The organism is Pseudomonas sp. MM211 (genome assembly GCF_020386635.1).
GTDB lineage: Bacteria > Pseudomonadota > Gammaproteobacteria > Pseudomonadales > Pseudomonadaceae > Aquipseudomonas.
The window spans coordinates 1,637,292-1,655,796 of the sequence record NZ_CP081942.1 but is presented as its reverse complement, the minus strand read 5'-3'; the positions used below and the strand labels follow the sequence as shown (position 1 = coordinate 1,655,796).

The 18,505-nt window shown below is 62.0% G+C and carries 13 protein-coding genes; 6 read left to right on the top strand and 7 right to left on the bottom strand.

Annotated elements, in window-relative coordinates:
* Positions 1-6: 6 nt before the first annotated feature.
* The 3 genes from K5Q02_RS07435 to ompR form a co-directional block, all read right to left on the bottom strand.
* Positions 7-3,807, bottom strand: coding sequence for a bifunctional diguanylate cyclase/phosphodiesterase (locus K5Q02_RS07435; RefSeq protein WP_225837907.1), 3,801 nt, complete (start codon positions 3,805-3,807; stop codon positions 7-9).
* An 88-nt stretch (positions 3,808-3,895) separates the two neighbouring features.
* The gene (locus K5Q02_RS07430) at positions 3,896-5,209 is read right to left on the bottom strand and encodes an ATP-binding protein (RefSeq protein ID WP_225837897.1); all 1,314 of its coding nucleotides are present in this window, start codon (positions 5,207-5,209) and stop codon (positions 3,896-3,898) included.
* A gap of 116 nt (positions 5,210-5,325) precedes the next feature.
* A complete protein-coding gene (gene ompR, locus K5Q02_RS07425; RefSeq protein WP_225837895.1) occupies positions 5,326-6,063 on the bottom strand; it encodes an osmolarity response regulator transcription factor OmpR in 738 nt (245 codons plus the stop codon).
* A gap of 266 nt (positions 6,064-6,329) precedes the next feature.
* Here ompR and K5Q02_RS07420 point away from each other — a divergent pair, with 266 nt between their 5' ends.
* The 4 genes from K5Q02_RS07420 (at position 6,330) to rmf (ending at position 11,214) form a co-directional block, all read left to right on the top strand.
* Positions 6,330-8,657, top strand: coding sequence for a Tex family protein (locus tag K5Q02_RS07420; protein ID WP_225837884.1), 2,328 nt, complete (start codon positions 6,330-6,332; stop codon positions 8,655-8,657).
* Positions 8,658-8,660: 3 nt separating this feature from the next.
* On the top strand, positions 8,661-9,050 hold the full coding sequence (locus K5Q02_RS07415) for a PaaI family thioesterase (protein WP_225837882.1): 390 nt from the start codon (positions 8,661-8,663) through the stop codon (positions 9,048-9,050).
* A gap of 214 nt (positions 9,051-9,264) precedes the next feature.
* On the top strand, positions 9,265-10,845 hold the full coding sequence (gshA, locus tag K5Q02_RS07410) for a glutamate--cysteine ligase (RefSeq protein ID WP_225837880.1): 1,581 nt from the start codon (positions 9,265-9,267) through the stop codon (positions 10,843-10,845).
* A gap of 132 nt (positions 10,846-10,977) precedes the next feature.
* Positions 10,978-11,214 (top strand): ribosome modulation factor, encoded by a 237-nt coding sequence (gene rmf, locus K5Q02_RS07405; RefSeq protein ID WP_225837878.1) that lies wholly within the window; start codon positions 10,978-10,980, stop codon positions 11,212-11,214.
* Between the two features lie 59 nt (positions 11,215-11,273).
* Here the strand turns inward: rmf and argA are convergent, their stop codons facing one another.
* The 4 genes from argA to K5Q02_RS07385 form a co-directional block, all read right to left on the bottom strand.
* The gene (gene argA / locus K5Q02_RS07400; protein WP_225837876.1) at positions 11,274-12,572 is read right to left on the bottom strand and encodes an amino-acid N-acetyltransferase; all 1,299 of its coding nucleotides are present in this window, start codon (positions 12,570-12,572) and stop codon (positions 11,274-11,276) included.
* A gap of 117 nt (positions 12,573-12,689) precedes the next feature.
* A complete protein-coding gene (gene argE / locus K5Q02_RS07395) occupies positions 12,690-13,826 on the bottom strand; it encodes an acetylornithine deacetylase (protein ID WP_225837874.1) in 1,137 nt (378 codons plus the stop codon).
* Positions 13,827-13,949: 123 nt separating this feature from the next.
* Positions 13,950-15,215: an inorganic phosphate transporter gene (locus K5Q02_RS07390; protein ID WP_225837872.1), complete on the bottom strand. Its 1,266-nt coding sequence runs from the start codon at positions 15,213-15,215 to the stop codon at positions 13,950-13,952.
* A 38-nt stretch (positions 15,216-15,253) separates the two neighbouring features.
* Positions 15,254-15,934 (bottom strand): TIGR00153 family protein, encoded by a 681-nt coding sequence (locus K5Q02_RS07385; RefSeq protein WP_225837870.1) that lies wholly within the window; start codon positions 15,932-15,934, stop codon positions 15,254-15,256.
* Between the two features lie 299 nt (positions 15,935-16,233).
* On the opposite strand from K5Q02_RS07385, the gene K5Q02_RS07380 reads away from it, so the two are divergent.
* Together K5Q02_RS07380 and K5Q02_RS07375 are read left to right on the top strand one after the other, a co-directional pair.
* Positions 16,234-17,604, top strand: a complete 1,371-nt coding sequence (locus K5Q02_RS07380) for a CYTH domain-containing protein (RefSeq protein ID WP_225837868.1) — start codon at positions 16,234-16,236, stop codon at positions 17,602-17,604.
* A 57-nt stretch (positions 17,605-17,661) separates the two neighbouring features.
* Positions 17,662-18,399 (top strand): DUF502 domain-containing protein, encoded by a 738-nt coding sequence (locus K5Q02_RS07375; protein WP_225837866.1) that lies wholly within the window; start codon positions 17,662-17,664, stop codon positions 18,397-18,399.
* The last annotated feature ends 106 nt before the right edge of the window (positions 18,400-18,505 follow it).

Here is an 18,505-nt window from a genome sequence, read left to right as displayed (position 1 = left end):
CGCGACTTAGGGAAGCACCCGCGACGGCATGTCGAGCCTGGCCAGGAAGTCCGCCTCGACTACCGGTCTGCCCAACAGATAGCCCTGGCCGAATTCGCAGCCCAGCGCCTTGAGGTGCTCGAGCTGCTCAGCGGTCTCGATGCCTTCGGCTACGCATTCCAGGTCGAGATTGCGGGCGATCATCAGGATGGTTTCGACTAGCAGCGTGTTGCTACCAACCTCGCCAGTACCAAGATCCTGGGTGAAGCTACGGTCAATTTTCAGCCTGTCCAGCGGCAATCGCTTGAGGTAAGTCAGGGAGGAATAACCGGTGCCGAAATCATCGATGGAGAAGCGCACGCCCAATGCCTTGAGCGCCTGCATATTGGCGATGCACTGCTCGACATCCTCGAGCAGCACGCCCTCGGTGAGTTCCAGCTCCAGCGCAGCGGCCGGCACTGCATAGCGCTGCAGGCAACTGCTGACCCGCGCGACACAACCTCGGCTGCGCAGCTCACGTGGACTGAGGTTCACCGCCAACACCATCTGCGGCCGCTCCGGCAGCCAGCGCTGCAGAGCAGCACACGCCTGCTCCAGCACCCAGTTGCCGATATCCTGGATCAGTCCGGTTTCCTCGGCGAGGGGGATGAACTGCCCCGGCATTATCTCGCCGCGCTCAGGGTGCGCCCAACGCACCAGCACTTCGGCGCCGATGACGCTGCCATCGTCGAGCCGCAGCTGTGGTTGGAAAGCCAGGTACAACTGGTTGCGCGCGATCGCTTGGCGCAACTCACCCTGTAGCTGCAACCGCTGATCGATGGCAGCCTGCATCTCCGGCGCAAAGAAATGCAGGGCATTGCGGCCGGCCTGCTTGGCACGATACATGGCAGTGTCCGCCTGTTTCAGAACATCAGCGGCGTTCTGAGCGCCAAAGGGGTGCAGGGCGATGCCGATACTGGCGCTGACCGACAATTCATGGCCGTCGATCAGACACGATCCTTCCAGACTCTTGAGTAGTTTTTCTGCGATCAGCGCGGCCTGTTCACCAGCTAGCTGCGGATTGGCGTCCAGGGCTTCGAGCAGCACGACGAACTCATCGCCGCCCATTCGCGCCAAAGTGTCTTCAGCCCGCAACTGGCTCGCCAGACGTACCGTGACCTCACGCAACAAGCTGTCGCCCACCAAGTGACCGAGGCTGTCGTTAACGGTCTTGAAATGGTCGAGATCGATGAACAGCAAGGCGCCCAGGCTGCCCTCACGCATTTCACGATCCATGGCGTGCTGCAGTCGATCGAGCAGCAGCCGGCGGTTGGGCAACCCCGTCAGTTCATCGCTGTAAGCCAGGCGTTCGATTTCCCGCTGGTAGCGCTGACGCTCGGAGATATCGGAGATGCTGCAGCGGATCAGCGCCGGCTCACCAGGCAGCCGTACCAGGCTTACTTCACAGGGGAAACGCCGCCCACTGCTGTCGCGGTGCGTCCACTCGAATACGGGTGCAGCGCCCTGCAACGCCGCCTCGACATAGACCTTTCCGGCCTGAGCAGAGAGCGCTCCATTGGGCTGTCGTACGGGGCTCAATTCGAAGGGCCGACGACTGAGCAGATCTTCACGGCGACAGGCGAACATGCGCAGAGCGTTCTCGTTGAAATCGACCATCCCGCCATCCTCGGTGTACAGCAGGATGGCCTCAGGGGCATGTTCGACAATGGTGCGATAACGCGCTTCAGCCTCGAAGCGTGCGCTGATGTCCTCGACCAACAGCAGGAACATACTGATGCCACCACTGATGCCGCCGTTGCCACGCCGTACGGCGCGCAAGTTGAGCCGCGTTTGCACTTCGCTGCCGTCAGGTCGAACGAAACGCCGGTCGCGCTCGAAGCCTTCCCGGCTGCCTTGCAGCACATCATCGAGCAGCCATTGTTCGACCTCGAGATCGTCAGCGACGCTGATACTTTCCCAGTTGCAGTCCAATAACTGCTCACGGCTGCGCCCGAGAATGCTGCACAGCTTGAGGTTGACCTCTTCCCAGCCAAACGTAGGCGTGATCAACGCCATGCCGATCAGAGGTGCTTCGAAGAACAGCCGCAGGCGATCATCGCGCTCGCGCAACTGCTGCTCGGTACGGCGCCGCGCAGTGATGTCCTGAACGGCACCATACAGACGAACCAATTGCGTACCATCGCGCTCAGCGGCACCACGCAGGCGAATCCAGCGTGTCTTGCCAAGAAAGGTGGTCACTCGTACTTCGAGGTCGAAACGCTCACCGCCCTCGATCATCTCCTGCAGGGTTCGATAAACCAACGCCTGCCCGGTGGCATCGAACCGGCCCACCGATTCGTCGAAGGTAAGCGCTGCCTTTCGCGGATCCAACTCATAGATCGTGAAGCAGCCAGCACTCCAGTACATGCTCATATCGTGCATGTTGAGCACCCAACCGCCGATATTGGCTAGGTCTTCTGTCTGGCTGAACAGGTGGCTCTGCTGGAGCAACTCCTCGCGCTGACGAGCCACCTCTTGAGCCAGTTGCTCGCGCGCACTGACATCCTGCTGCATGACGATGAAATGACTGAGCCCCGACTCATCATGCATCGGCGCCAGAATCACCTCACTCCAGAACGGTTGACCGCCCTTGCGTTGCAGGTGCAGCACCGCATTACCCGGAGTGCCACGGCGGATAGCCGTTTCCAGCACCCGCATGTCTTCATGTCGCCGGTCATCGCGCAGCAACCGGCGCAGGCTCAGCCCCAGACTGCCTTGCACATCACGACCGGTAATACGTTCGAACGACGGGTTGCAGTAGATCAGCGGCAAATCTTCGCGCCTGGCATCGGCGATCACTACCCCGAGCGGGCTGGCGTCAAGCGCTAGGTTGGCCAACGCCAGCTGTTGCTGCATCGCTGCGCTGCGGACGAGCGCCAGGCGCAGATCACTGAGGCTACGCCCGACCAACATGGCCGCCAGCGTGAAAAGCAGGATGCTGAAGTGCAACTCCAGCCGCTGCGGCTCGATCCAGCTGGCACTGGCGGCCACGCCATGAAACCAGGGCAACACGAGGATACTCAGCACGCTCATCGCCGCACCACACAGAGCGCCGGCAAACCCCCAAACCAACGCCAGGCTCAGCATGAGCAGACCAATCAACGGCAGTTTCAGGGCCAGCGGCAGAAACTCCAGAAGCACTGGCAAACACACCAGCAGAATCAACAACAGAGACCTGGACGGCAGCGAACGCAACACCTCGGGCACCTGCTGCAGAGGTGCAGCAATGTTCTCGACGTTCATCAGCCAACCGCGCCGCCGCAGCCAAGGACTTAAGTAGGTCAGCAGCGCAGTGGAGATCACCAGGGCAGTCAGGCTGTCGGCCAACCACAGCGTGAGTGCCACCTGCGGCGCCTCATAGGCGGACAGGCTGCCCAACAGTAATAATGTACCCAACAATACCAAGCAGGTCAGCGCCGCTGGCAGCAATACGCCCAGCAGGATGAAGCGCAGCAAATGACTGATATCCGGTAACGCCGCATCGAATGGCCGCCAGCGCAACAGCAGATAACAGAACGTGACGCCCAAGGTCTCCGGCAGTGCATGCACCGGCGCCCAGCGCCAGTCGAGCCCCCACAGTGGCGCGCAAAGCATTGCATTGAGGTAGAGCCCCAGCAACACGCGCGGGCCCCACCAGAGCGTCAGTACCAACCCCAGAGCAAAAGGCAGGTAAAGAATCGCCATACCACCCTCGAACTGGGTGGTCAAAGAAAGCAAAGTGGCCAGATGGAACGCCGGAAGTGGCAACCACCATGTCCAGAACGGCAGGCGCTCGGAAGTGGGGGGCATGCAGACCTCATATCGATACGCCAGCACAGCATAAATCAGCCAGCACGGGCTGGGCAGCTGCATGCCTCGAATAAAGCCTAGCCCATAATCACGCCGCGTCGCGCGGCAACACCAATCCTAACGGTAAGCAGATACGCGCCTCCAGACCACCACCCGTACGATTACGCAACTCGACACTGCCACCATGCAGCGAAGCGATGCGTTTGACGATCGCCAGACCAAGTCCTGCGCCCTGTCCACCGCGCGCACGGTCACCGCGAATGAACGGGTTGACGATGTTGCCAAGCTCGCTCGGATCGATACCAGTACCGCGATCCAGCACACTGAGCACAACGTAGGGTGCACTGTGGTCATCGGCCACAGAGAGAACGATTTCCACGGCACTGCCACCATAGCGCAGGGCGTTTTCGATCAGGTTGACGATCAACCGCTTGATCGACACGCGGCGCAGCGGGAATGCCGGTACCGACTCCAGAAATAGACTCACCTGCTCCTGTTTCTGGTTGTAGGGCGCGACCACTTCGCGGATCAGCTCGGGCAGATTCAACTCTTCCACCGGCTCGTCACGCCCATCGCGGATGAATGCCAGGAACTGATCGAGGATGGCGTCCATATCCTCGATATCGCGCACCATGTCGTCAGTCAGCTCGGAGTCGTGATCGAGAAACTCCAACGACAGGCGCAGACGCGTTAACGGCGTACGCAGGTCATGGGAAACACCGGCCAGCATCAGCTCGCGCTCGCGACCCGCCTGTTCGACATCCTCGGCCATCTGGTTGAAGGCGCGATACACCTCAGCCATTTCGCTCGGCGTGTCACTGACCGGCAGCCGCACGCTGCGCCCCTGGCCGAACTGGCGGGCGGCGAATACCAGGCGCTTGAGCGGCGCGCTGAGCTGGCGGACGAAAATCCAGGCGGCAGCGGTGGATAGCAGACCGATACCGAGGAACCAGCCCAACACGCTCCAGATACGCTGGCCGCGCAGTGGATGGGGATAGAGCGGCACCCGCAGCCAGTCATTGCCCAGGGTCGGTGCATGCACCCATAAGGCCGGCGGGCTCTTGGCGCGCACCCGGGTTTCGGTATCCGGCCCGAGTTCGGACTGCATCTGCCGCTGGAAGATTTCGCTGTAGGGCCAGTGCTCCTCGCTGGCCGGCACCTCGGTACGCGGCACCCGCTTGAGGCCGGCGGCCTCGGCAATGTTGGCCCGATCCTCCGGGTCAGCTGCCCAGTAAGCGCGCAGCGTCAACGCTGCACCGTGGCTGTACTGACGGTCGACCAGCACATCCTCGTTCATCATCAGATAAACCAGGGTCAGCGCTTTGGAAAACAGCACGACGATCAGCACCAACCAGAGGGTGCGCGAGAAGAAGCTTTGCGGGAACCACAGCGGGGCTTTCATAAGGTAACGGCGCAATCCATCGGCAGGTTGGGCTAAGGCGGCGCCGAGCCTGGCAGACAGCAGGCTCGGCAGGGTGTTGGGCAACGCAGCGCACAGCCCGACCTACATAGAGGAAGTTACTTGTTGCCGTCCGGCACAAACACGTAGCCCACGCCCCAGACGGTCTGGATGTAGCGCGGCTTGGAAGGATCCGGCTCAATCAACCGACGTAGACGGGAAATCTGCACGTCGATGGAGCGCTCCAGCGCATCCCACTCGCGACCACGAGCCAGGTTCATCAGCTTGTCGCGGGTCAGCGGCTCGCGGGCGTGTTGTACCAACGCCTTGAGCACGGCGAACTCACCGGTGGTGAGCATGTGCACTTCTTCACCCTTTTTCAGCTCGCGGGTTGCCAGGGACAACTCGTAATCGCCAAAGGTAACGCTCTCATCCTCGGCGCCTGGCGCACCCGGCACCACCGGTGCCTGGCGACGCAGTACAGCCTTGATTCGCGCCAACAATTCACGCGGGTTGAACGGCTTGGCCAGATAATCATCTGCGCCCAGCTCCAGGCCCTGGATACGGCTGCTCTCGTCGCCCTTGGCAGTGAGCATGATGATCGGAACCTGATTGTTCGAGGCGCGTAGGCGACGGCAGGCACTCAGGCCATCTTCGCCGGGTAGCATCAGGTCGAGTACCACCAGATTGAACAGTTCGCGCGACAGCAGACGATCCATCTGTTCGACGTTTTCTACCGCACGTACGCGATAACCTTGCTCGTCGAAAAAACGCTCGAGCAGACGCCGCAGACGGGCATCGTCATCGACAATCAGGATTTTCTCACCTTCGACCGGTTGTGCTGCAGTGCTGCTCATAGTGGCTCCTTGATCGAGAATCCGCGACGCGACGCGCCCGACTTCAACGCGGCATTATGGCTCAGAGGCCGTATAGACCACGTATTGTCCATTGTTAGCAGATTTTTCGCTGCTCTTGGCGCACTTCGCCCTCTTTAACGGTCTGACTGCAACTTACGGCAGGTGGCATGAGCGCATCTTTGCGTGGCTATAATGCGCCGCTTTATCGTCCGGCCAATCATGAGCGAGGCCGGTTCTCGTAGTTTCAGGGTGGATTCTTCTTTCTTATGCTCAGCATCAATAATCGTATCGCCGAAGAACTGGGCGTACGCCCGCAACAAGTCGCCGCCGCTGTCGAACTGCTCGACGAAGGTTCCACCGTGCCGTTCATCGCACGCTACCGCAAGGAAGTCACCGGCAGCCTCGACGATACCCAGCTGCGTAATCTGGAAGAGCGACTGCGCTACCTGCGCGAACTCGACGATCGCCGCGCCAGCATCCTCGCCAGCATCGAGGAACAGGGCAAGCTGACCCCGGAGCTGACCCGCGAAATCAATCTCGCCGATACCAAGACCCGCCTCGAAGACCTTTATCTGCCCTACAAGCAGAAGCGCCGCACCAAGGGCCAGATCGCCCTGGAAGCGGGCCTTGGCGAGTTGGCCGATGCGCTATTCAATGACCAGAACCTGACCCCGGAAACCGAGGCAGTGCGCTTCATCGATGCGGAGAAGGGCTTCGCCGACACCAAAGCTGTGCTCGAAGGCGCCAAGTACATTCTCATGGAACGCTTTGCCGAAGACGCCAGCCTGCTCAGCAACCTGCGCGGCTTCCTCAAGGACAACGCCACCCTCAGCGCTCGCGTTGTTGCCGGCAAGGAGGCGGAAGGTGCCAAGTTCCGCGACTACTTCGAGCATGACGAGAAACTCAAGAGCGCACCCTCGCACCGCGCGCTGGCCATTTTCCGCGGCCGCAATGAAGGCATCCTCAGCGCCAGCCTCAAGGTCGGCGACGAATTACCCGGCACCTTGCACCCCTGCGAGGGCATGATCGCCGAGCGCTTTGGCATCTCCAACCAGGGCCGTGCCGCCGACAAATGGCTGGGCGAAGTGGTGCGCTGGACCTGGAAGGTCAAACTCTACACCCACCTGGAAACCGACCTGCTGGGCGAGCTACGAGAAGGCGCCGAGCACGAAGCCATCAGTGTTTTCGCCCGTAACCTGCATGACCTGCTGCTGGCCGCACCGGCCGGCCCGCGCGCAACCTTGGGCCTCGACCCGGGCCTGCGCACCGGCTGCAAGGTTGCCGTGGTCGACGCCACCGGCAAGGTACTGGATACCGCGACCGTCTACCCCCACGTGCCGCGCAACGACTGGGACGGCACCCTCAACGTGCTGGCCAAACTGTGCGCCAAGCATGGCGTCGATCTGATCGCCATCGGCAACGGCACCGCCAGCCGCGAGACCGACAAACTGGCCATCGAACTGATCAAGAAATACCCAGGCCTGAAGATGACCAAGATCATGGTCAGCGAAGCCGGCGCTTCGGTGTATTCGGCTTCGGAACTGGCCGCGAAGGAATTCCCGGATCTCGACGTGTCCCTGCGTGGCGCCGTGTCCATCGCCCGTCGCCTGCAGGATCCGCTGGCCGAGCTGGTGAAGATCGACCCGAAATCCATTGGCGTGGGCCAATACCAGCACGACGTTTCCCAGTTGAAACTGGCGCGCAGCCTGGACGCCGTGGTCGAGGACTGCGTGAACGCCGTTGGCGTGGACGTGAACACTGCCTCCAGCGCCCTGCTCGCGCGCATCTCCGGCCTCAATGCCACGCTGGCGCAGAACATCGTTTCTCACCGCGATGCCCACGGCGCGTTCAAGACCCGCGACGCGCTGAAGAAAGTCCCGCGCCTCGGTGACAAAACCTTCGAACAGGCCGCCGGCTTCCTGCGCGTAATGAACGGCGACAACCCGCTGGACGCCTCGGCAGTGCACCCGGAAACCTACCCGCTGGTGCAACGCATTGCCGTCGACACCGGCCGCGACATCCGCTCGCTGATTGGCGATGGAGGGTTTCTCAAGCGCCTGGATGCGAAGAAATTCACCGACGAGACGTTCGGTCTGGTGACGGTCGGCGATATCCTCAGCGAGCTGGAAAAACCCGGCCGCGACCCGCGTCCCGAGTTCAAGACCGCCGAGTTCCAGGAAGGCGTGGAAACCCTCAAGGATCTCGAGCTGGGCATGATCCTCGAGGGCGTGGTGACCAACGTGACCAACTTCGGCGCCTTCGTCGATATCGGCGTCCACCAGGACGGCCTTGTACATATTTCGGCGCTGTCCGAGAAGTTCATCAAAGACCCGCACGAGGCGGTCAAGGCCGGTGACGTGGTCAAGGTCAAGGTCATGGAAGTGGACATCCCACGCAACCGCATCGCCCTGTCGATGCGCATGGGTGATACACCCGGCGAGAAGGTGGAAGGGCCGCGCGGCGGTGCCCGTCAGGGAGGCGGCAAAGGTGGCCAAACGCCGCGCGCGGAGCGTCACTCAGGGCAGGAAAAACCGGCCCCAGCCAACGCCGCAATGGCCTCGCTATTCGCCAACGCCAAGCAGTTGAGGAAGTAAGCCATGAGCGAGCCTGTAGAAGAGATCGGCAAAAGCAGCGCCTTCGGGCGCCTGCTTGGCTTGAAGATCGTCAAAGCCGAAGCCGGCGAAGCAGTGATCAAGCTGAGCATGCACGATGGCCTGCGCAACCTGCACGGCAAGCTGCACGGCGGTGCGCTATTCTCGCTGATCGACAGCGCCATGGGCCAGGCCAGCCACAGCCTCAGTGACGGCGAGCCGAGCAGCGTCACCCTGGAGTGCAAGGTCAACTACATTCGCGGGGTTACCGAGGGTGAACTGAGCTGCCGCGCCTGGGTGGTACACGCCGGGCGTCGCACCCAAGTGATCGAGGCCGAAGTGCATCAGCACGACAAACTGGTCGCCAAGGCGCAGGCCACCTTCGCCTGCCTCTAATGGTGGCTCTGCGGCCTACCAAGCCCGTGGGGCCGGCTGGTTACGACGCCCACAGCAAGCGTGCTCAACTCGACTGCAGCTCTTCGCCAGAGCGCCTTGCAGCGGTAGAATGCGCGCTCTTTTCGCCAGACGACCAACGTCAGCAATCCGCCCCCTTGTAGAGTGCAGAATCCACCCCCATATTGGGGCGACCGCTGCGTGAAGGAATGCAATCTTGAGCGACCTGTTCTCCCGCCGTCTGGCACTGCTCGGTGAGCACGCCAATCTTTCCCTGCTTTCCCAGTGCCTGCATGGCATCGAACGCGAGTGCCTGCGCGTCGATGGCGAAGGCGAGCTGGCGCTGAGCGGGCATCCGGTCGCCCTCGGCGCGGCGCTCACCAACGCGCAGATCACCACGGATTACTCCGAGTCGCTGCTCGAGTTCATCACCTCGACCGCAGTCGATCCGAGCGACACGCTGGACGAACTCGATCGCATCCACCGCTTCGTCTACAGCAAGCTCGACGGCGAGTATCTGTGGAGCCCGTCGATGCCCGGCCCGTTGCCGGACGAAGAGACCATTCCGATCGCCCGCTATGGCCACTCCCATATCGGCCAGCTCAAGTACGTTTACCGCAAAGGCCTGGCGCTGCGTTACGGCAAGACCATGCAGTGCATCGCCGGCATTCACTACAACTTCTCCCTACCGGAGCAGCTGTGGGCCGTACTGCAGCAGGCCGAGGGCGACACGCGCAGCGCACGCGACTATCAGTCGTCGCGCTACATTGCGCTGATCCGTAACTTCCGCCGCTACAGCTGGCTGCTGATGTACCTGTTCGGTGCGTCCCCGGCACTGGACAAGAACTTCATGCGCGGCCGCGCCCACCAGCTGCAGGAGCTCGACGCCGACACCCTGTATCTGCCCTACGCCACCAGCCTGCGCATGAGCGACCTGGGTTACCAGAGCGAAGCCCAGGCCGGGCTGACGCCCTGCTACAACGACCTGACCAGCTACACCGACAGCCTGCGCCAGGCAGTCGGCACGCCCTACCCGCCCTACGTCAACATCGGCACCAAGAAGGACGGCGATTGGCTGCAGCTCAACACCAACATTCTGCAGATCGAAAACGAGTACTACTCCAACATCCGCCCGAAGCGCGTGACCTACAGCGGTGAGCGGCCGATCCAGGCGTTGGTGGCCCGTGGCGTACAGTACGTGGAAGCCCGCTGCCTGGACATCAACCCGTTCCTGCCAATGGGCATCGACCTTGCCGAATCGCGATTCCTCGACGCCTTCCTGCTGTTCTGCGCACTGCAGGACAGCCCGCAGTTGAGCAATGGCGAGTGCGGCAGCTGTTCCGACAACTTCCTCAAAGTGGTCAAGGAAGGTCGTCGCCCCGGCTTGCACCTGCATCGCCAGGGCGGGCCGGTAGTGCTGCAGAGCTGGGCTCATGAGCTGCTCGACGGTATTGAAGCGATCACCCGGTTGCTCGACAGCAGCCAGGGTGGCGAAGCCCATGCCAGCGCCCTGCAGGCACAGCGTGCGAAAATCGATGACGCCAGCCTGACGCCATCGGCTCAGGTGCTGGCAGAACTGCAGAAGGGTGAGAGCTTTTCGGCCTTCTCCCTGCGCCAGAGCAAGCGCCATGCCGAGCATTTCCGCGGGCAACCGCTGAGTGCCGAGCAACAGGCCGAATTCGAGCAGGCTGCACAGCGTTCCCTGCAGGAGCAGGCTGACCTGGAGGTGCATGAGGATGGTGACTTCGACAGCTTCGCCGCGGCCTATCAGGCCAGCATTCTGGCGTTGGCGGTCTGAGCAATAACTCGACTGCTCACGCCGACTACGTCACAAAAAAAACCAATGGTCATAAATCCGAGACCAGCGGCCCGTTTCTATCGGATGGATTTGGCTAGCATTGTGTGTAGGCACTCAATGCGAACCCCTCTCATGACCCACCGCGAAAAAGATCAGCACTGGAGCCTGGAGAGCCTTACCAAGGCTTACCAACAAGGCTACATGGCTGGTCTGGCAGGCCACTCGTCACAGACGCAGCCCTTCGATGACAGCGTCCCCGCTGCCGCCTGGGAAGCAGGCTGGGTCGACGGAGAAGGCCAGCGCCGACTCAGTGCAGAGAAGATCAACCGCGCCGCGCCCAATCCTTCCGTCACCAAAAAGCGCGCCTGATTCGACTCCTGAAGCAGCCATCGGCTCCTACGCCCTGTAGGAGCCATAGGTAACCCGCCCTAAAGCGCCTTCTCGAATATCTTCGAATTACGCTGGAAGTTGTACAGCGAAGCCCGCGCCGCGGGCATGCGCTCGACGCTGCTTGGCTCGAAACCGCGCTCGCGGAACCAGTGCGCCGTGCGGGTAGTGAGCACGAACAGGGTGTTGATGCCCTTGGCCTTGGCGCGTTCTTCGATGCGTTCGAGCAGTTCGTCGCCGCGGCCGCCGTGGCGGTATTCGGGATTGACCGCCAGGCAGGCCAGTTCACCACAGGTCGAGTCCGCAATCGGGTAGAGCGCGGCGCAGGCGATGATCATGCCGTCGCGCTCGACGATGCTGAACTGGCCGATCTCGCGCTCGAGCACTTCCCGGGAGCGACGCACCAGAATGCCCTGCTCTTCCAGCGGACTGATCAGCTCGATCAGGCCACCGACGTCACCGATGTTCGCCTCACGCAGCGATTCGAACTGCTCGGGGTCGACCAGGGTGCCGCCGCCATCGCGAGTGAACAGCTCGGTCAGCAGCGAGCCGTCGCCAGTGTAGCTAACGATATGGCTGCGCTTGACGCCGCTGCGGCAGGCCTGGGCTGCGGCATCCAGCAGCTCACCCTGATAGTCGCTGCCCAGGCGCGAAACATGGGCAGGAACCTGTTGCGGACGTAGTTCGCGGATCAGCTTGCCGTCGTCGTCGAGCAGGCCCTGTTGGCTGCTGAACAGGATCAGCTTGTCGGCAGCCAAATCGATGGCCGCGCGCATGGCCACGTCCTCGCAGGCCAGGTTGAATATTTCGCCGGTGGGTGAATACCCCAGCGGCGACAACAGCACGATATTGCGCTCATCGAGCTGGCGATTGATGCCCTTGCGGTCGATCCGCCGCACCTCGCCGGTATGGTGATAGTCGACGCCATCCAGCACGCCGATGGGCCGCGCGGTGACGTAGTTACCGCTGCTCACTCGCAGGCGCGAGCCCTGCATCGGCGATGCGGCGATGTCCATGGACAGGCGCGCCTCGATGGCAATGCGCAACTGGCCGACCGCATCGATCACGCACTCCAGCGTCGGGCTGTCGGTCACCCGCAGGTCGCGGTGGTAAACCGGGGTCAGCCCGCGATTGCTCAGGCGTGCCTCGATCTGCGGGCGCGAGCCATGCACCAGTACCAATCGCACGCCCAGGCTGTGCAACAACACCAGGTCGTGGACGATATTGCCGAAATTAGGGTGGGCCACCCCTTCGCCGGGCAGCATGACCACGAAGGTGCAGTCCCGGTGGGCATTGATGTAGGGCGAAGCGTGGCGAAGCCAGTTGACGTAGTCGTGCATGCGCAGCGAAACCTTTGTGAAAACGAAAGAAGCATCGGTGGGCGCGAAGCACTCGCTTCGCAGGCAGGCTCAGTGCGTTATCGTCGTCGCAAAAGCATCAGCGGTAGGCTCCCTGTTTTACAGACAATAGTGACGGATCAGCTGTTGCAGCAGCTTGACCGTAGGTTGCAGGCGGTCAACATCCAGGTACTCACCCGGCTGGTGGGCGCAGTCGATATCGCCAGGGCCAAGCACCAGCGTCTCGCAGCCAAGCTGCTGGAAATACGGCGCTTCGGTACCGAAGGCAACCGCAGCTGCAGTATGCCCGGTCAGACGCTCGGCAAGGCGCACCAGCTCGGCATCGGCGACCTGTTCGAACGGCGGCACGCTGGGAAACAGCGGGGCGAAGTCGATGCTCACTTCGTGGCGCTCAGCCAGGGGCTGCAGCTTCTGACGGATTGCTGCGCGCAAGGCTTCCGGCTGCATACCGGGCAACGGGCGCAGGTCGAACTCCAGAGAGCACTGCCCGCAAATCCGATTGGGGTTGTCGCCACCATGGATGCAACCGAAGTTGAGGGTCGGCTGCGGCACGCTGAATTGCGGGTTGCGATACTCCTGCTGCCATTGGCGGCGCAGTTGCATCAGCTCACCCATGACGTCGTGCATGGCATCCAGCGCGCTATGCCCCAGCGCCGGATTGGAGGAATGTCCGCTTTGCCCGAGGATGTCGATGCGCTCCATCATCACGCCCTTGTGCAGGCGGATCGGCTTGAGCCCGGTCGGCTCACCGATCACCGCAGCACGCCCGAGCGGCCGCCCGGCTTCGGCCAGGGCCCGTGCGCCCGACATCGAGCTCTCTTCATCACAGGTGGCAAGGATGATCAGCGGCTGTTTGAACGGCTGGTCGAGCAGGCTCTGAACGGCCTCGATGATCAGCGCGAAGAAACCCTTCATGTCGCACACGCCCAGGCCTACCCAGCGATCACCGGTATCGGTGAGCTTGAGCGGATCGCTTTGCCACAGGGCTTCGTCGAAGGGAACGGTGTCGCTGTGCCCGGCCAGCACCAGGCCGCCGGGGCCGCTGCCGTAGGTGGCGAGCAGATTGAATTTGCCCGGCTCGACCTGCTGCTTCTCGCAGGTGAAACCCAGGTCGCTCAGCCAGTTGGCCAGCAGATCGATGACCTGAAGGTTCGATTGATCCAGCGCAGGCTGCGTGCAACTGACCGATGGCGCGGCAATCAGCGCCGCGAAACGATCCTTGAGGGTAAATGACATGGCGGCTCTCTCGGGTCGGTCGCTTCATCATAAAGAGAAGCGAGGCCCGCGAGAACCGCCAATGGAGAATTGCCGCGTCCTTAAGCCGTACTGGCGACCTGCAGGGCAGATCGCTAAAACGTCTTACAGGAAGATCAGCATGAAGATTTCCAGATAGATAATCGCCAGCGCTGCGCCGATTGGCAGGGTGACGACCCAAGAGGTAAAGATCTTGCCGACTACGGCCAGGTTCAGGGCGCCAATACCACGCGCCAAACCGATACCCAGTACCGCACCCACCAGCGTGTGCGTGGTGGAGATCGGCAGACCAACGCCAGAAGCAGCGACCACGGTGGCCGCAGTGGCCAGCTCGGCGGCAAAGCCGCGGCTAGGGGTCAGTTCGGTTATCTTCTTGCCAATGGTGGCAATCACCTTCCAGCCGTAGGTGGCCAGGCCGATGACGATACCCACGGCGCCCATCAGCAGCACCCAGCCGGGCACCGAAGACTGACCGCCAATAGCCATGTCGCCACCCGCCTCGATCACACCGACAACCGCAGCCAGCGGGCCGACGGCGTTGGAGACGTCGCTGGCACCGTGTGCGAAGGCCATGGAGCAGGCAGTGAAGATCATCAGCACCGCGAAGACCTTCTCGACGCTGGCGAAGTGGAAGTCCTTATCGGCTTCCGGATCCAGCTTGATGCGACGCAGCAGCAGAATGCCCAGGCCGGCGACCAGCAGGCCGACACCAGCGGACAGCAGAATGCTCTGGCCGGTGGTGAAGTTCAAGCCAACGTGCTTGAGGCCCTTGGTGAAGGTCATCAACGCCAGCATGAAGCCGGTCAGGAACATGTACACCGGCACCCAGCGCTTGGCATTGCGGAACGGGTCTTCGGTGTCGAAGATCAACCACTGAACGCTCATGAACAGGCCAAAAGCGAGCAGGCCGGAGATGAACGGCGTGACCACCCAGCTGGAGACGATGGGTACCAGGCCGCCCCAGTTCACCGCATCGACCGACACGCTGACCGAAGCGAAGCCGATGATCGCACCGACGATCGAGTGCGTGGTCGATACCGGCCAGCCGCGCAACGAGGCGATCAGCAGCCAGGTGCCGGCCGACAACAGCGACGCCATCATGCCCAACACGAACATGTCGGCAGGAATCACCGATGCATCGACGATGCCGTTCTTGATGGTTTCGGTTACCTCGCCACCGGCAAGGTAGGCACCGCAGAATTCGAAGACCATGGCGATGAGAATCGCCTGCTTGATGGTCAGTGCCTTGGCACCCACCGAAGTGCCCATGGCATTGGACACATCATTAGCACCGACACCCCACGCCATGAACAAACCAAAGCAGCAGGCCATCACGAGGAGTACGAAACCGTAGTCCGCGACAAGAGACATAGAGATTTACCTGTAAACCCAGAAAGGATGCTGGCGGCTTAGCGCGCCAGCAGTTGTTCCAGCCGGTTGCCCACGCGCTCTGCGCGATCGGCAATGTCTCCGACCCAGTCGATGATCCGATAGAGGAACATCACATCGACTGCGGGAAGATCCTTTTCCAGTTTGAACAAGGTGCGGCGCACCTCGATCTGCTGGCGGTCGGTTTCGCGCTCGATTTCCTCGAGCTCCTCGACCATGCGCTCGACCAGGGTGGCCTCACGACCGGCAAAACCGGCCTCGAGCAGCGAATCCAGCTCCTTCATCGCCTTGAGTGCCTGAGCACTGGCGTCCACGCAGCGTTGCACATACGCCAGCATCAGCGGCTGCAGCGCGGCAGGGATGGTCATGGAGCGGCCCAGCATCAACCCGGCGATATCCTTGGCCCGGTTGGCGACCTTGTCCTGGGTGCTGAGCAGTTCCAGCAGATCGGAACGTGGCACCGGCAGGAACAGGCTCTTGGGCAGGTGCATACGTACATTTTTCTTGAGTTTGTCCGCTTCGTTTTCGAGGCGAACCATCTCTTGCTGCACCTGCTCGACGCGCGCCCAGTCTTCGGCCATTACCGCCTCGAAGAATGGCACCAGATTGGCTGCACACTCATGGGCCTTGGCAATGTGCTGCTGCATCGGTCCAATAGGTGAGCGGCCAAACAGGCTGCTGATGAACGGATTGCTTGGCATGGGGGTGACCCCTGTCTGTCAAAGAGGCGGCAAGTATACGGATGACATCCGAGGCAAGCCAGCGCGTGTCATCGTTCCGTCACAATGTCGCATTTCCTCACGGATTTTCAGCGAACGCCGGGGAAATATCAGCGAAACTGTAACCATGCTTAGTTCACCCACTCCGTTACCGGCAGCCAGCACCGTTCGCCGACCTGCATCCGCCGCGCTTTTCCACTACCCTGTACGCCCTAACGTGCCGGGCAGCGTCCAGCACCGTGCCACCCCCGCCGCCGTCGCCGTTTCACCGAGCCCTCGCAATGAATAAAGAAACCGAAATCAAACTGCGCGCCAGCCGCGAAATCCTGGCCGCCCTGCAAACCCACCCACTGCTGAAGAAGCGCAGCAAAACTGGCTGGGAGACAAGCGAGCTGTTCAACCAGTACTTCGACACCGAAGCGCGTGACCTCGCTGGCGCCAAGGTCGCCCTGCGCATTCGCAAGGATGGCGATCAGGTAATCCAGACCCTGAAGAGCCGTGGCCAGAGCGTGGCCGGGTTGTCCGAGCGTAACGAGTGGGACTGGAACCTGGCCAAGGCCAAGCTGGATCTGAAAAAGCTCGACGACAGCTGCTGGCCGGCCAGCCTGGCGGAGCTGGACAAGAAACAGCTGAAGCCGATCTTCACCACCGACTTCGTTCGTCAGCGCGCCGAGATCGCCTGGGGCCGTGGCAAGGCTCGAGTGATCATCGAGGCAGCCCTGGATCTGGGCAAGGTAATCGCTGGCAAGCAGCAGGAAGAAATCTGCGAGCTGGAACTCGAACTGCGCCAGGGTGAGCCCGAAGCCCTGCTGGAGCTGGCCGCCGAACTGGCTGCCGATCTGCCACTGATGCCCTGCGATATCAGCAAGGCCGAGCGCGGTTACCGCCTGTTCGACGAAGGCAGCTACAGCCTGCAGCTGCCCACCCCGGAGCTGCCGCCCGAGCAGAGCCTGGACGATAGCGTCGCCGCCATCGGCTGGTTCCTGCTTGGCAGCAGCCAGCGCCTGGCCGAGCAGTATCGCCACAACGGCCACTGGCGCCTGCTGGTTGACTGGCAGCAGTGCCTGATCGACTTGCGCGCCTTGCTCGGCAGCCTCGGCCAAGCCGCACCGCGCGCCAGCAGCAGCGAGCTGCGCAAGGTACTCGACGCGCTTCTGGAAGACTGGCGCCCACGGGTGCTCGCCGGTCAAGAGGACGAAGCGGCACGCCAGGACGCTCCTGCACAATTCACCGCCGAGCTGGCTCAAACCCGTTGGGGTCTGTTCTCGTTGAACGCCTCGCGCTGGTTGCTGAGCCGTGCCTGGACGGCCTCGCGCAACAAGCGTGGTGATCGTCAGGGCGCCGCCGCCTTGCAAAGCTGGCTGCCGACCTTTATTGCTGAAGAAGGCCGGGATCTGCAGCTCAAGCGCTACCAGCAGCAGCCTGAAGACCTCGCCGAACAGCTGCCACGCCTGGAGCGCCTGCTGCTTTGGCTGCACCTGGCGCGTGGCGTGCTCGACGTCGCCGAGACCGATCGCCTGTTCGGTGAACTCAACAAACTGGCTGAACTGGCCAAGCGCCCGCTGAGTCCAGAAGAACTGGAGCCACGCATGACCCAGGCGCAGATCATCATGAGCCTGAAGCCCTGGAAAACGCTGCTAAAAAACGGCTGAAAAACCCGGCAGGTAGCGCGTCTACCTGCCTCGCTTCGACGACAGGACGCCCCCTCGATGTTCAAACTTAGCCTGAAATCCATCATCGCGACCTGGCTCACTGGCCTGCTGGCCTTGCTGCCACTGGCGCTGACCATGGTGGTGCTGGCCTGGATCGTCAGCCTACTGAACAACCTGATCGGCCCGTCCACCGCCATCGGCAGGCTGTTCGCCGCACTCGGCACACCCTTCGCCAGCAACCCCTTTCTGGCCTACCTGCTCGGCACTCTGGTGCTGCTGATCAGCCTCTATCCACTGGGTCTAGCCGTGAAGCTGGGCTTGCGTAAGCCGCTTGGCTGGCTGATCGACGTAACCCTGCGCCGCACGCCACTGATCGGCAACTTCTACAACCTCGCTGACCGCTTCGTCGGCTTGCTGGACAAGAAGAACACCGATATCACCAGCATGCGTCCGGTGTGGTGTTTCTTCGGCGGTGATGGCGTGGCAGTTCTCGCCCTGCAACCCAGCTCGCAACCGGTGGTACTGGAAGGCCGTCCGCACTTCGCGATTCTTGTACCCACTGCGCCGATCCCCATCGGCGGCGGCCTGCTGTATGTCCCGGTTGAGTGGGTGAAATCGGCCAACATGGGCGTCGACGCGCTGACCAGCATCTATGTTTCCATGGGCCTGACACCACCGCCGGCACTGCCCGTGCAGAGCCTGGAGGACGACAGCGCCAAGGCCGAAGCTCAGGATCAGCCACCCCGGCAAGAGCAGTTGCCCCTGCGCGACGAGCAGCCGACTGCAAAAGAGTAACCGCGCGCAGAGCCTGCTCAAGCTTTGAACCGGCGCTTAGTCAACGTCACCGCAATCAGGCATGCTGACTGACCGCACGGAGCACACCCTTTACCGGATTCTCAGG